This window comes from Bacillus sp. AFS088145 (genome assembly GCF_002564465.1).
Classification (GTDB): Bacteria; Bacillota; Bacilli; order Bacillales; family Bacillaceae_G; genus Gottfriedia.
In genome coordinates this window covers 14,384-28,390 of sequence record NZ_NUUX01000001.1, presented here as the reverse complement: position 1 = coordinate 28,390, position 14,007 = coordinate 14,384, and the positions used below count along the sequence as shown (strand labels likewise).

Annotated in this window: 13 protein-coding genes and 1 pseudogene; 13 read left to right on the top strand and 1 reads right to left on the bottom strand. The window is 32.1% G+C overall.

Annotated elements, in window-relative coordinates; translation table 11 throughout:
* Positions 1-322 precede the first annotated feature (322 nt).
* Together xerA and COI44_RS00130 are read left to right on the top strand one after the other, a co-directional pair.
* Positions 323-1,141 (top strand): site-specific tyrosine recombinase/integron integrase, encoded by an 819-nt coding sequence (gene xerA / locus COI44_RS00135; RefSeq protein ID WP_286163675.1) that lies wholly within the window; start codon positions 323-325, stop codon positions 1,139-1,141.
* 100 nt (positions 1,142-1,241) lie between these two features.
* On the top strand, positions 1,242-1,556 hold the full coding sequence (locus COI44_RS00130) for a hypothetical protein (protein ID WP_098426119.1): 315 nt from the start codon (positions 1,242-1,244) through the stop codon (positions 1,554-1,556).
* 36 nt (positions 1,557-1,592) lie between these two features.
* On the opposite strand, the gene COI44_RS00125 is transcribed toward COI44_RS00130, so the two are convergent.
* Positions 1,593-2,354 carry a Cthe_2314 family HEPN domain-containing protein gene (locus COI44_RS00125; RefSeq protein ID WP_098426118.1) on the bottom strand — a complete coding sequence of 254 codons (762 nt, stop codon included), beginning with the start codon at positions 2,352-2,354 and terminating at the stop codon, positions 1,593-1,595.
* A gap of 149 nt (positions 2,355-2,503) precedes the next feature.
* Here COI44_RS00125 and COI44_RS23965 point away from each other — a divergent pair, with 149 nt between their 5' ends.
* The 11 genes and pseudogenes from COI44_RS23965 (at position 2,504) to COI44_RS00080 (ending at position 13,989) form a co-directional block, all read left to right on the top strand.
* The gene (locus COI44_RS23965; RefSeq protein ID WP_179886946.1) at positions 2,504-2,671 is read left to right on the top strand and encodes a hypothetical protein; all 168 of its coding nucleotides are present in this window, start codon (positions 2,504-2,506) and stop codon (positions 2,669-2,671) included.
* 117 nt (positions 2,672-2,788) lie between these two features.
* The gene (locus tag COI44_RS24915; protein ID WP_483295447.1) at positions 2,789-2,995 is read left to right on the top strand and encodes a DUF7668 domain-containing protein; all 207 of its coding nucleotides are present in this window, start codon (positions 2,789-2,791) and stop codon (positions 2,993-2,995) included.
* A gap of 623 nt (positions 2,996-3,618) precedes the next feature.
* A pseudogene (locus COI44_RS00120) lies at positions 3,619-4,338 on the top strand (SPL family radical SAM protein); the annotation flags it as partial.
* A gap of 80 nt (positions 4,339-4,418) precedes the next feature.
* A complete protein-coding gene (locus COI44_RS00115) occupies positions 4,419-4,844 on the top strand; it encodes a GNAT family N-acetyltransferase (protein ID WP_098426116.1) in 426 nt (141 codons plus the stop codon).
* 385 nt (positions 4,845-5,229) lie between these two features.
* Complete coding sequence (locus COI44_RS00110; RefSeq protein WP_098426115.1) at positions 5,230-5,769, top strand: hypothetical protein; 540 nt, start codon at positions 5,230-5,232, stop codon at positions 5,767-5,769.
* Positions 5,770-6,041: 272 nt separating this feature from the next.
* Positions 6,042-7,232: a DUF445 domain-containing protein gene (locus COI44_RS00105; RefSeq protein ID WP_098426114.1), complete on the top strand. Its 1,191-nt coding sequence runs from the start codon at positions 6,042-6,044 to the stop codon at positions 7,230-7,232.
* Positions 7,233-7,607: 375 nt separating this feature from the next.
* Positions 7,608-9,119 carry a glucose-6-phosphate dehydrogenase gene (gene zwf / locus COI44_RS00100; RefSeq protein WP_098426113.1) on the top strand — a complete coding sequence of 504 codons (1,512 nt, stop codon included), beginning with the start codon at positions 7,608-7,610 and terminating at the stop codon, positions 9,117-9,119.
* A complete protein-coding gene (gene tkt / locus COI44_RS00095; protein ID WP_098426112.1) occupies positions 9,120-11,114 on the top strand; it encodes a transketolase in 1,995 nt (664 codons plus the stop codon).
* Positions 11,115-11,206: 92 nt separating this feature from the next.
* Positions 11,207-12,100 (top strand): phosphogluconate dehydrogenase (NAD(+)-dependent, decarboxylating), encoded by an 894-nt coding sequence (gene gnd, locus COI44_RS00090; protein WP_098426111.1) that lies wholly within the window; start codon positions 11,207-11,209, stop codon positions 12,098-12,100.
* A gap of 48 nt (positions 12,101-12,148) precedes the next feature.
* Positions 12,149-12,814: a fructose-6-phosphate aldolase gene (fsa, locus tag COI44_RS00085; RefSeq protein ID WP_098426110.1), complete on the top strand. Its 666-nt coding sequence runs from the start codon at positions 12,149-12,151 to the stop codon at positions 12,812-12,814.
* A gap of 116 nt (positions 12,815-12,930) precedes the next feature.
* The gene (locus tag COI44_RS00080; RefSeq protein WP_098426109.1) at positions 12,931-13,989 is read left to right on the top strand and encodes a lactonase family protein; all 1,059 of its coding nucleotides are present in this window, start codon (positions 12,931-12,933) and stop codon (positions 13,987-13,989) included.
* The last annotated feature ends 18 nt before the right edge of the window (positions 13,990-14,007 follow it).

Genomic DNA, 14,007 nt, shown 5'->3' with positions numbered 1-14,007 from the left:
TATGAGACGATTAGCCCGAAAGTAATCGTCTCTTTCTTATTCAAAGGATAAAATTAAAGACAAAAAAAGGTCCATACTCACTCAGTTGGTATTTTTGCTGTTTGTATAGGTAATCCTTAGTTACTAATAAGAACTAAGGAGAGTTGATTATTATGAATCTAGGTGAGCAAATATTATCAGATTTAGTTGCTACTTTAAAGATTTGTATCCTAATATTGAAGTGGAAACTACAAAGAATAAATTATCTACTGTTCTATCAGAGTATTATTTTCAAAGAGTTGAGTTAGGTGAGGTACATCCTGACCTTGAGGATAAAATACAATTGTTCATCTCGGCAAAAAAACTAGAAGGTTTAAGTTCTATTACTCTAGACAACTACCTCATGGAATTAAGTATGTTTGCTGATATCGTAAAAAAGAAGGCAGAGGACATAACTACAGCAGATGTTCGAATATATTTAAATCAAGATGGGACCTTGAAAACGAGCACAATTAGAAAGAAATTATCTGTTTTAAAGAGTTTTTTTAGTTGGTTAGCTTCAGAAGAATATATCAAACGTGATCCAACGACCAAATTAAAAGCTCCAAAAGAGGAATACCGACTTCCTAAATCATTATCAATTCAAGAACTAGAAATGCTAAGGGAATCCTGCGATACAGTCAGGCAGCGTGCTTTTCTAGAAATATTATATGCGACGGGTTGTAGATTGTCTGAAGTTCATGGATTAGATACAGCTGATATTAATCTACAAAATATGAGCACATTAGTTATTGGTAAAGGTGATAAACAAAGGGAAGTCTATTTTTCGATTAGAGCAATGTATCATTTAGATAAATATTTAAAAGGAAGAAATGACAACTGTGATGCTTTGATGATTACGGAGAGAAAACCTTACAGAAGGTTATCAAAACGAGGAATACAAAGAGAAATAGGTATAATCGCTCAAAAAGCAGGTTTACAAGACAAAGTAAGTCCCCATGTTTTAAGACACACTTTTGCTACTTTAACCTTAAATAATGGTGCTGAATTGGTTGCGATTCAAGAGCTCTTAGGTCATAGTTCACCTGATGCGACACTATGGTATGTAAAGATTACTCATGAGCGAAAGCGAGAGCAGCATAAAAGATATCTAATTCAATAATTGACATTAGACCATTACTACGCAACTACGTTATATATAAAAATGGAAAGTGTTAACAACAATTCGTTTTCTTCAGGTAATGCAAAAGGAATTACATACTGTGATACAACATAAAAAGTTTTTTGAAGCAGATACTTTAAGATTAGATGCTTACCAACTGTTTAGTGAAACATTATTGTATCAATCGGAAACAGTGGCGGAACTTTGTGAAAAAATAGTTGGAGAACAAAGGCAGTTATTATTAGAACATGACTGGTACAGAGAAGAAGTTGAAATAGGAGAGAAAAAAGAAATTAGAGAGAAAATAGAGCTTCATAGAGAAAGGCTTGAAGAATTGCGAAAAGAATTGTTGGAGATAATGAAGGAAGAATTGACTGTTGGGTATTATGAAAATCCTGAAAAGAAATCGTTATAAAATTCAAAGAGGAACCTTAATTGGCTCCTCTTTTTTTTATTTGGTTACTTCTTTTATAGGTAAGTGTTTTTCAAGCACTTCAAATGTTGCCTTGATACTTCTAAGCAATCCAATCATTGCTGCTTTAATTTCACTTGAAGTTGTGTATTTCCCCACACCAAAAGTAGTTACTCCATGTGATTTTCTTATTCCTGAATCTATGTGGTATGGAGGGTGATTGTGTGCAATGTCATTCCTCATTTTCACACCAATTTGGAAGTCATTAGAGTATTTAACTTTGTTTAGGTCTTTGTACAATGCACGGTTCACGTTTTTTAGTTTAAAGATTGCACTGTTGAAACTCACTTGGTCTCTTGGATCGACCTCATTGATTTCAAAGTCGTAAAGTTTGAACAACAAATGTCCAATCGTTTCATACAAGGTGTAAGCCTTTAGAAAGAACGTGTCCACAAAGTAAGTGAAGTTGTAAAAGGTACTGTAATGTATTTCTTCAAAGTGAGGGTAATATTGGACGGACTTTCCGTTTTTCCCAGGGGACATATACCATTCAACATCTGGAATGCCTTTGTAATAGTAAAACATTGTGTAACCAAAATTGCGATCCACCGAGAGCAACCTATTTTCCAAGACTGTTTCCCAATGTTGTGTGTCCCAATTATCTAAGTTCATTAAATGATCGTCTTCTTTTTCAAACATTCCTTTTGGAAGTTCAAAGTCTTTCAAGGGACTCTCTTTTGTACACTTATTGAGATCAACTTCTGTTATTCCTTCAAATGGATTGATATTGATTTTCCCCATATTACTCCCCATTTCTTTTTGTTTTCTTGATTCAATGATAGTTGAACAAACCAATTTATTCCATTAAAAACTCACACTTTCTTTTCAATGTTGTTACTCTAAATAGGAGAATCAAATGTCCTCATAAATTGTACCAAGGAGGAGACAACATGGAGAAGACTATCATTGAGGGATATACGAACGGAAAAGAAGATTCAGAGGAACACACGTTTGAAGGTGTTGGAACGGTGAAAGTATTTGGAGAAATAGACGTGGAAAAGTTAGTTCAAAAATTATTCAAAACGAAGTGTATTTACCTTTTGGTTATTTCCTCTTAGTAATTCATAGTGAATAATATTCTCGTTGTTAAGTTAAAGGGGGCTTATGTTTAACAAGAAAAATGAAAAACAACAGATCTAGTTGCTGCACAGTACAAAGATACTGTTCAGTAGTAAATAAAAAAGGAAGATACTATTTCACCTAATATTACTTATCAGGAGGTGAATTTTTATAAATACGATGATGGTTCGGGATATGTTTTGGAATTTGAACTTTGGATTGATTTTAAACAAAGCTTTTTAATTATCTCTGTGAAGCAATATTGGGATTACAAAAAAAATAATATAATGTATTTTACAATCGAAAATCTACATGTTTTATAAATTTCGTTGTACAACTAAAGCATTGTATTTTTTATATGAGTGCCTAAAGTTTGTCTAATTTGATAGCCTTTTTTCATTTGAACAATCAACATTTTAACTTAACAGAGCCTTAAACTAAACTGCCATTTTTTAAAGTTTCAGAAGCAACCCATCTTACTCATATGCAAATTCGCTTTATTGGGTTCTACCGATAATATATCTGTATCAGTGCACATCTTACACTTTATGGTAGGAAAGTTGACCATCTCGTTTATTGAACTTTGAAAAATTTTGTTCCTATGTGAAAATTCATTTGTTCAAAAAACAAATAAAAATAACTTTATTAACTATTATTGTATTTCAAATATTATTTAAACTCTATAAAGTAGCTATTCGAGTAAGTTATCTTGATTTTGACTGTTTATATTTATTTAAGGTAGCGTAAATAATGAGGAAAAAAATTATTAAGAAGATAAATTAAAGAAAAATTTGTAATATTTGTTGTGTGAACCTATCTTGTGTTTTACTTGTTTTTAAATTAAATTTGATTTCTATGAAAGGAAATAAATAAGTAATAACCTTATATTCTCATAGGAAATTGAAATGAAAGGTTGCGAATTCCCTATTATAAATTTGAAAAGTAATGTGATAATTGCTATGTAAGACAAATGCCTGTTTCACTTTTCCGAAAAAAAGAATGGGGTAGTTGGGTTGATATTAAGCAGAGTGCCCCTACTATTTTAGACAAAGAATTGAAAAAGGCTAAAAGCAAAGATAAAGTAACTATTTTTATGTCTTCTAGCACAGATCCATATCAACCGATTGAATTTAAAGAAAGATTGACTAGAAGTCTATTAGAAGTCATGCTGCAAAATCAACCAGATTTTTTATTCGTTCAAACTCGGAGTCCCCTTGTAAAAAGAGATATTGATCTCTTAAAGCTTTTTAAGGAGAAAGTACGAGTAAGTATGACGATTGAAACTGACTTGGATGAAATAAGAAAGTCTTTCTCACCAATTGCACCTCCTATTAATGCACGACTTAAAACGATCGAAGAACTTGTAAAAGCTGGAATTCCAACCCAAGCTACAATCACTCCTATTCTGCCTAGTAGCGAGGATTTTCCAAAAAAGTTATCAGAAATTGTTCATAGAATCTGTATCGATGATTTTTTCATGGGTGACGGAAGCGGAGGGAAACGAACAGGTCGCCTTGGTATTGAAGAAAAATATACTGAGCTTAATTTACAAGAATGGTACGGTCCAGAAGCTTATCTAGTAGTTTATCAGCGCTTTAAAAAGTATTTTTCAGAGGATCAGCTTTTTATTAGTCAAAAAGGTTTCGAGCCATATACCAAAAATTAAAAAACACCAATTCATAAAAAAAGATAGAAAATTGTGGTATTTTTATAGTAGAACGTTTTTTGTGAATGGAGAGATAAAAGATGGCAGAAGTAAAAATAATGAAGAGTAGTTCGGATATTTTGAAAACGTTTCAAACAGTCAGTCAATTACGTCCACATTTAAAAGAAGATGAATTTGTTAACACGATTAACAGATTAATCAACACAAATAATTATCATCTTGTGGCAGTGATCGAAAATGATGAAGTAACAGCTGTTGCTGGTTATCGTATAACAGAATCATTAGCTTGGGGGAAATACTTTTATGTTGATGACTTAATTACAAGTGAAAATCATCGTAAAAAGGGCTATGCACAACTTTTGTGGAACTGGTTAATTAATGAAGCAAAACAAAATAATTGTGAACAATTCCATCTAGATTCAGGGGTACAACGTTACGATGCTCATAGGTTTTATCTTAAAAATAGTTTAAATATTACTTGTCATCATTTTCAATTGAATTTTTAATTAAATTAGTGTGAACTCAACTGCTTCAAAATTAGGTTAACAGATAGATACGTAATACATTGAGGCTGTGAAAACAGTCTCTTTTTTGTTAGTTAGTTAAAAAAACTTTACTAATATGAAAAAAATCACACAAGGCCAAAATTTTTTAATATTTTGGCTCTGTTAAAGTAAATTGTTGATTATTTATTCAACTAACTGGCAAAAGGACTTGTGGCTTGGTGCCGGTTGGGGGTTTTATTTGATGAAGAAAATCCGGTTCAGCTATCGTAAGCACTGGTAAAGGTTTCTAATTAAATCCTGTTGATGTAGACTTCGAAACGGTAAAATAAAGCATAAAGAACGGAGTCTGTTACTCCGTTCTTTATAGAATACGGGAGAATAAAATATGAAAATATCTAAAATAATAGTTGCATGTTCTCTATGTTTAAGTTTGCTAACGATGTGTAGTTGTGAAAGTAATGTCACAAATAGCAACACAAAATCAGAAGCGATAGGCTCTAAAACAAATTCAAATACATATAACTCTATATATGAATATGTAAAAGATGTAAATAGCGATAACTTCAAAACAAATGAATACAAACTTGAAAAGAATGGAAATATCTTAACATTTTCATTAAATGTTTCTATTAATGAAAAACTAAGAGAGAAAATGATACATACGAAAAAACCATTTTACTTTACCTTTGCTCCAATTATCGAAACAGATACACTTAATAACGTATTTGACCGAGCTGCAGAACCAATAGAGATTAAAGTAACGAAAAATAAATCAGAGTATGTCTTTAATCAATCGATAGAAACGATATCGAACTTATCAGCGGTTGATGAAAAAGAGAGTAAACGAATTGAAAACTACGAACTAATGATATTAAATGAAGATAAAAATGTTATTTCACATTTCTTTGACCTGCAAGTTCAATAACATATTTTTTAATAAAAGATTTTTTTGTAGTTGTTACCGTGGAATTGTAGGTTCATTTTCAACCAACTAGTTCATCTTAAAATCATATTCGAAATAAAAATACCCTTCTCTCTTAAGAAGAAGGGTATTTGTTTTATAATTTAATTGAATTCCAAAGGTAAATAAAAATTATTAAAAAAGACTGTTTTGACCTGATATTTAAAATTGATTTTAGAAAATAGATTAAAGGAATGATATACTATTTTCAAATAGATACAGGAGGCTTTTAGTAAATGAAAGAAAAGAATTCAAAACGGCTAGCCAATATTTCACTTATAGTGGCAACTTGTGGTTTCGCTGCAACAATGCCGTTTCAATCTAAATTATTTCAAATCCTTTCTGGTGGATTTGAGGCAGCTTTAGTAGGTGGTCTTGCGGATTGGTTTGCAGTAACTGCAATGTTTCGTCATCCTCTTGGTATACCGATCCCACATACAGCTTTATTGCCTAAAAATAGAAAAAAGATTACCGAGGGGATTTTAAGCACACTTAATAATCAATGGCTAAGTAAGGAAAGTTTAATTGAAAAGGTAGAAGAACGTGATTGGATTAATCAAGGTATTAATGCGTTTGAAAAGATGCTTGAAAATGATGAATCAAAAAATAAAATGGTTCATTCAATCAAGCAGTTTGGTGCATCTATTCAGGATGATACAATCAAAAAATTTTTATTAAATACATTTAAACCGACAATTGATTCCATATCATCTCAGAACTTATTAAGTAAAGCTGTCGATACAGTTATTGAAAAAGAATGGGATGCAAAGACATATGAATTTTTAATTAATAAAATCGAAGAAACAGTTAGCCTACCACATATTAAGGAATTAATTGGCAAAGAAGTTATACAGTTTATCGAGCGAAAGTTTTTTATGATTAAAGCTTTTCTACCAATGATTGGAGAAGAGAAAATAACAGAATTTATACATAGCGGATTAATCGATTTACTAACCGAATTAAAACACCCTAATAGTGACAGACGGAATTTCATTTTATCGTTTATTCGATTGGAAGCTGAAAAAAATAAATCGAATGAAAACATTATTCGCCAATTAGATGAATGGAAAAATAAAGGCTATGAATATATTGTAGATCAAGCAATTAAAATGTTTAGAAATAAAATTGAAGATGAAAAATTTATTTTAAATGCCATCGAAAAAACGATCAGCTTTATTAAATATTCGAATTGGATTGATAATGTTGAGCAAAGTTTTAAGAAACTATTAAATAATACAGTTGAAAAATATCATCACAAAATTAGTGATTTAGTTAGATTCAATATTGAAAAATTATCTACTGAAGAAATAACTGATTTATTGGAAAATAAAATTGGTAAGGATATTACTTGGATTCGTGTAAATGGAGCTGTTTGTGGATTTATTATTGGTTTAGTTTTAACTAGCCTAAGATTGATTTTCACATAATATTTCATTCTAAAGCCTTAATTAACTTAAAAAGTTAATTAAGGCTTTTTTTCACTTGAAAGTAAATTGGTAGCAGAGAGGAAAAAACGACTAGTTACCAATTTTTGGAATTAAGTATAAGTGCAACTACTCCTCTGTCTTCGCCTGAAGTCTCGCAAATAAATTAAAAAAATCCAATAAATAGAAACATAAGCATTTTATTGGAAAGAAAAATTTTTTTCATGTATTATAGGTTTGGGTAAAAAATATTTTCCGAATAGATGTTGGAATGAATTATTTGAACTAAAAATAGCTCTAAATAAAATTAAGGATCGTTTGAAAATATATTTTTTATTAACAACTATTTAAAAGTTCGACTAAGAGGAGGTTAAGTTAATGGATTCTATGTCATTTGTATTGTTCGGAGCCACTGGCGATTTAGCAAAACGAAAAATTTTTCCTGCTTTATATAATTTATATATTGACCAAAAGATGCCTGAGTCTTTTTCAATCATTGGAATTGGTAGGAAAGATTTTTCAAATGACGAATTTCAGAATCAAGTAATGCAATCACTAAATACTTTTTCAAGACGTTCTTTAGAAGATCAAAAAATGGTCAAAGAATTTCTAGATTCAATTCGTTATCAACAGCTAGATATTACGAATAAAGAAGGATTCGTTGATTTATTAGAATTAGTTAAAGAAAGAGAACAGGAATTACTGATTCCTGAAAACAGATTATTTTATTTATCGGTAGCACCAGAATTTTTTGAAGTTATTGCATCAAATATTAAGGAAAGTGGACTAGGTACGACAAAAGGTTGGAAGCGTCTAATCATTGAAAAACCTTTTGGACGTGACTTAAAGACTGCTAGAGATTTAAATGAAAAATTAAGTAAGTCTTTTAAAGAAGATGAGATTTTCCGAATTGATCATTACTTAGGCAAACCAATGGTTCAAAACTTAGAAGCTTTAGAGTTTGCTAATCCAGTTTTACAAGCGTTATGGAACAATCAATATATCGCAAATGTTCAAATTACGGCAAGTGAAACAGTCGGAGTTGAAGAACGAGCGGGTTATTATGATAAATCTGGAGCAATTCGAGATATGTTCCAAAATCATATGTTACAAATGTTAATGATGTCTGCTATGCATTTAACTAACCAAAATACTGCAAGTGATGTTAGAGCTGAGAAGAAAAAGGTTCTTGAATCTCTTCGACCTCTATCAAAAGAAGAAGTAGTTTCTCATGTCGTTCGAGGTCAATATGGTTCTGGTGAACAAAATGGTAAGAAAGTAGTTGCATATAGACAAGAACCAGGAATTGAGTTTTCATCACAAAATGATACTTATGTAGCAGCAAGAGTATTAATCGAAAACGATTTTTGGAAGGGAATCCCATTCTATATCCGTACAGGTAAAAGAATGAAAGAAAAATCTACTCGAATCGTATTTGAATTTAAAAGCCCGATTCAAAACCTTGCTAAAAAGAACAGAACTAATAATGGACCAAATTTATTAGTTATTGAAATTAATCCAAATGAAAGAGTTTCTTTCTATTTAAATAGCAAAAACGTAGAGGGCAATATTGAACCCGTACAAGCTGAGTATTTTGCAAATAAAGAAGATCGTCCAGAAGCGTATGAGTTATTAGTTTACGATGCGTTACGAGGCGATTCGAAATTTTTTGCTCATTGGAATGAAGTAGAATTATCATGGCAATGGGTTCAACCAATTTTAGAAGCATTTGAAGAAAATTTAGTACCACTTCATACTTATAAATCCGGTTCATTTGGTCCAGAAGCTGCTGATGAATTATTAGCAGAAGATGGTTTCAAATGGTGGTTAGATACAGATTTTGTACAAGAAAATGAAAACAACAAAACAGATCTAAAAAGGAGTATTTAAATTATGAGTTCGATTTCTACATTATCAATTAATACAATCCGTACACTTTCAATTGATGCGATTAACCAAGCTAATTCTGGTCATCCTGGTTTACCAATGGGTGCAGCGCCAATGGCATATGCATTATGGGCAGATCATTTAAAGCATAATCCAAAAAGTTCAAAATGGTTTGACCGTGACCGTTTTGTATTATCTGCTGGTCATGGTTCAAGTATGTTATATAGTTTACTACATCTTGCAGGTTACGATGTTTCAATCCAAGACCTTAAAAATTTCCGTAAACTAAATAGTAAAACACCTGGACATCCAGAATTTGGACACACAGATGGTGTTGAAGCTACGACTGGCCCATTAGGACAAGGTATTGCTACTGCTGTTGGTATGGCAATGGCTGAAGCTCATTTAGCAGGTAAATTTAACAAAGATAACCTTTCTATTATTGATCACTTTACTTATGCATTAGTTGGTGATGGTGATTTAATGGAAGGTGTTGCATACGAAGCAATGTCACTTGCTGGCCATATGAAACTTGGAAAGTTAGTTGTATTATACGATTCTAACGATATTTCATTAGATGGTACATTAAATCTTTCTTATTCAGAAGATATGAAAAAGAGAGCTGAATCATTTAACTGGCAATATTTAAGAGTAGAAGATGGAAACGATCATGTAGAAATTTCTAAAGCGATCGAACAAGCTAAACAAAACACAGACCAACCGACAATAATTGAAGTTAGAACAATTATTGGTTACGGAAGTCCAAAAGTGGCTGGTACAAATAAAGCCCATGGTAATCCATTAGGTCTTGAAGAAGCTAAAGAAACGAAAAAAGCATATGCTTGGAACTACGAAGAAGATTTCTTTGTACCAGAAGAAGTTAAATTACATTTCAAAGAAATACAAGAAAAAGGCAGTGAAAAAGAAGCTGAGTGGAAACAATTATTTAATGCATACCGTGAAGCTTACCCAGAATTAGCAGCTCAGCTTGAAAAAGCAATTAAAGGTGAAGTTTTAATCGAAACAGAAGATTTATTAACTTTTGACGAGAATAAAACAATCTCTACACGTGTTGCAAGTGGAGAAGCAATTAATCACTACATTAAAACTGTTCCTGAAATTTTCGGTGGAAGCGCAGATTTATCTCATTCAACAATGACAGATATTAAAGATGAAAGTAAGTTTGCTGTCGAATCATTTGCTGGACGCAATATTTATTTTGGTGTACGTGAGCATGCGATGGGTGCTGCTGCAAATGGTATGGCATTACATGGTGGAGTTAAGCCTTTTGTAAGTACATTCTTCGTATTTAATGATTATTTACGTCCATCAATTCGTTTAGCAGCATTACAAAAATTACCAGTAACATATGTATTCACTCATGACTCAATTGCAGTTGGTGAAGACGGCCCTACACATGAGCCAGTTGAACATTTAGCTGCTTTACGTGCAATCCCTGGTTTAACAGTTATTCGTCCGTCAGACGCAAATGAAACAGCTAATGCTTGGGCATATGCGTTACAAAATACAAATGGACCAATCGCTCTAGTATTAAGTCGTCAAAATTTACCTGTATTTGAAGAAACAGCATCTAGATTAGATAATCTTTCAAAAGGTGGATATGTTTTAACTGAAACGAACGATCAACCAGACTTAATTTTAATCGCTACAGGTTCAGAAGTGTCACTTGCAGTGAATAGTAAAAATGAGTTAGAAAAAGAAAACTTATCAGTTCGTGTAGTAGCAATGCCAAGTTGGGAGCTATTCGATCAGCAAGCAGATGAATACAAAGAGTCTGTTTTACCATCACATTTATTAAACCGTGTTTCAATTGAAATGGGGATTTCTCTTGGATGGGAACGCTATATTGGTTTCAAAGGTAAAAAAATCTCAATTGAGACTTTTGGAGCATCTGGAACAGGTAATGAAGTAATGGAATTATTTGGCTTTAGTACTGAGAATGTAGTAAACGTAAGTAAAACTTTATTAAATTCTTGATTAAATAATATTTAATTTATTTTTTTATCATAAAAATTTTTACTTAGAGAAAAACATTAATATTACTGTAGATAATATGGGAGGATAACGTAATGAAAGTTGGTTTAATTGGATTAGGAAAAATGGGTCTAAACTTAGGTCAAAATTTAATGGATCATAATCACGAAGTAGTAGCATTTGATTTAAATACTGCTGCTGTAGAGGAAATGAAAGGCTTTGGTGCTGTCGGTACTTCAAGCTTAGAAGAATTAGTAAAAAATCTTGATACTCCAAGAGTTCTGTGGATTATGGTACCACATGGAGTAGTAGATTCTGTCATTAATGATGTTAAACCATTCTTATCAGAAGGGGATATTATCATTGAAGCAGGAAACTCACATTATAAAGAGTCTATTAGACGTTATGATGAATTAAAAGAACATGGTATCCGATTCATGGATGCTGGTACTTCAGGCGGTATGGAAGGCGCGCGTAACGGTGCTTGTTATATGGTTGGTGGAGACCAAGAAGCTTGGGAAATCGTAGAACCAATCTTTAAAGATACTTCAGTAGAAAATGGTTTCCTATACGCAGGTAAAATTGGTAGTGGACATTTCCTAAAAATGGTTCATAATGGTATCGAATACGGTATGATGGCTGCAATCGGTGAAGGATTTGAAGTATTAGAAAAAAGTGACTTTGATTATGATTATGAAAAAGTTGCGAAAGTATGGAATAATGGTTCTGTAATTCGTTCTTGGTTAATGGAATTAACTGAAAATGCATTTTCAAAAGATGCTAAACTTGATGAAATTAGAGGCGTAATGCATTCATCTGGCGAAGGAAAATGGACAATTGAAACAGCTCTAGACCTTCAAGCTGCTACACCAGTTATTGCAATGTCATTATTAATGCGCTACCGTTCATTAGATAACGATACGTTCACAGGTAAAGTTGTTGCGGCTCTTCGTAATGAATTTGGTGGACATGCAGTTGAAAAGAAATAAATAAAGTATAAAATAGGAAATATCCCTAAAAATTGGAGGAATTTAAAAATGAAATTTTTTATTGACACAGCTAATGTAGAAGATATCCAAAAAGCTTATAAATTGGGCGTATTATCTGGAGTAACGACAAATCCATCTTTAGTAGCAAAAGAAGGAGTTAAATTCGAAGACCGTATCGAAGAAATTTTAAAATTAGTACCTGAAGTAGAATCAGTTTCTGCTGAAGTAACGCCAAACGCAGTTTCTGCTGAAGAAATGATTACTGAAGCTGACGAGCTTATTAAAATAAATGGTGGAGATAAAAATATTACAATTAAATTACCAATGACACTTGCTGGTTTAGAAGCTTGCCGCTACTTAACGAAAAAAGGTGTTAAAACAAACGTAACATTAATCTTTACTGTTAACCAAGCATTATTAGCAGCTAGAGCAGGTGCTACTTATGTATCTCCATTCTTAGGTCGTTTAGACGATATTTCTGAAGATGGCGTATTATTAGTTGCTAAAATTGCTGAATTATTCCGAGTTCATAATTTGGACGCTCAAATCATTGCTGCGTCAGTTCGTCACCCAGACCATGTTACTCGTGTAGCATTAGCTGGAGCTCATATCGCAACAATTCCTTACAGTGTAATTGAGCAATTATCTAAACACCCATTAACAGATCAAGGTATTGAAAAATTTGCTGCTGACTGGGCAAAAACATCATTATAATCTGTAACAAACTTTAAATCTAATAAGTATAAAGCCCCCATCTTCATTGAAACTCATTTTGTAGCTATGAAATGGGGGTATTTACATAAAAACAAGGAATAGAGGAGGAAATAGTAATGAATTCGAATCAGAAATTTGTTGGTTATGTAGGTACATATACAAAAAGTGAAAGTAAAGGTATTTATCAATTTACACTTGATACAGAAAAAGAAAGAATAACTGATGTTAAACCGGTTGCTGAATTAGAAAATCCAACTTATTTAGCAATTAGTGTAGACAATAAGAATCTATATGCTGTTGAAAAAGAAGGAAACTTAGGTGGAATTGCTGTTTATTCGATTGATGAAAACAGTGGAGAGCTTAAAAAATTAAATGAACAGCTTAATGAAGGCGCTTCACCTTGTCATATTAGTGTTGACTCAGCTAAGCAAAATATTGTTACAGCAAATTATCATAAAGGTACAATTGAATTATATAAAATCAATCAAGAAAATGGTTTTGCTAGTGATGTTAAATCGATTATGCAACATGAAGGAACAGGTCCGAATAAAGAACGTCAGGAAAAACCTCATGCCCATTTTTCTGGTTATACATTAAATGAAAAATATGTTGTTGCAATTGATTTAGGAATCGATCAATTAATTACATATAAAATTGAAAACAATTCTTTAATTGAAGTAAGCAGTCTATCGGTAAAACCTGGAAGTGGGCCACGTCATATCACATTCCATCCGAATGGAAAGTTCGCTTATATTATGACGGAGCTTAGTTCAGAAGTAATTGCGCTACAATTAAATGAAGATGGAAGCTTTACAGATTTACAATATATTTCTACAATCCCTAGCGATTTTACTGAAAACAATCAAGGAAGTGCCATCCATATTTCAAAAGACGGTCAATTCATATATGCGGGAAATCGTGGTCATAATAGTATTACAGTATTTAGTGTAAATCAAGATACTGGTAAACTTGAATTAGTTGAAATTACTTCAAGTGAGGGTAATTGGCCAAGAGATTTTGTTTTAGATCCATCTGAGAACTATTTAGTTAGTTCAAATGAAATGTCAGGGAATCTAGTTTTATATACAAGAAATAAAACTACTGGAAAATTAACAGTGCTTCAAACAGACGTACAAGTACCTGAAGCAGTATGTGTGAAATTTTTAAACGTTTAATCTAAATTAGGAGACTTT

Bases quoted from the DNA above. Each gene is read 5' to 3' on its own strand.
- COI44_RS00125 (WP_098426118.1), bottom strand. From the start codon at position 2,354: ATGGGGAAAATCAATATCAATCCATTTGAAGGAATAACAGAAGTTGAT.
- COI44_RS23965 (WP_179886946.1), top strand. From the start codon at position 2,504: ATGGAGAAGACTATCATTGAGGGATATACGAACGGAAAAGAAGATTCA.
- COI44_RS00115 (WP_098426116.1), top strand. From the start codon at position 4,419: ATGGCAGAAGTAAAAATAATGAAGAGTAGTTCGGATATTTTGAAAACG.
- COI44_RS00110 (WP_098426115.1), top strand. From the start codon at position 5,230: ATGAAAATATCTAAAATAATAGTTGCATGTTCTCTATGTTTAAGTTTG.
- COI44_RS00105 (WP_098426114.1), top strand. From the start codon at position 6,042: ATGAAAGAAAAGAATTCAAAACGGCTAGCCAATATTTCACTTATAGTG.
- zwf (WP_098426113.1), top strand. From the start codon at position 7,608: ATGGATTCTATGTCATTTGTATTGTTCGGAGCCACTGGCGATTTAGCA.
- gnd (WP_098426111.1), top strand. From the start codon at position 11,207: ATGAAAGTTGGTTTAATTGGATTAGGAAAAATGGGTCTAAACTTAGGT.
- fsa (WP_098426110.1), top strand. From the start codon at position 12,149: ATGAAATTTTTTATTGACACAGCTAATGTAGAAGATATCCAAAAAGCT.
- COI44_RS00080 (WP_098426109.1), top strand. From the start codon at position 12,931: ATGAATTCGAATCAGAAATTTGTTGGTTATGTAGGTACATATACAAAA.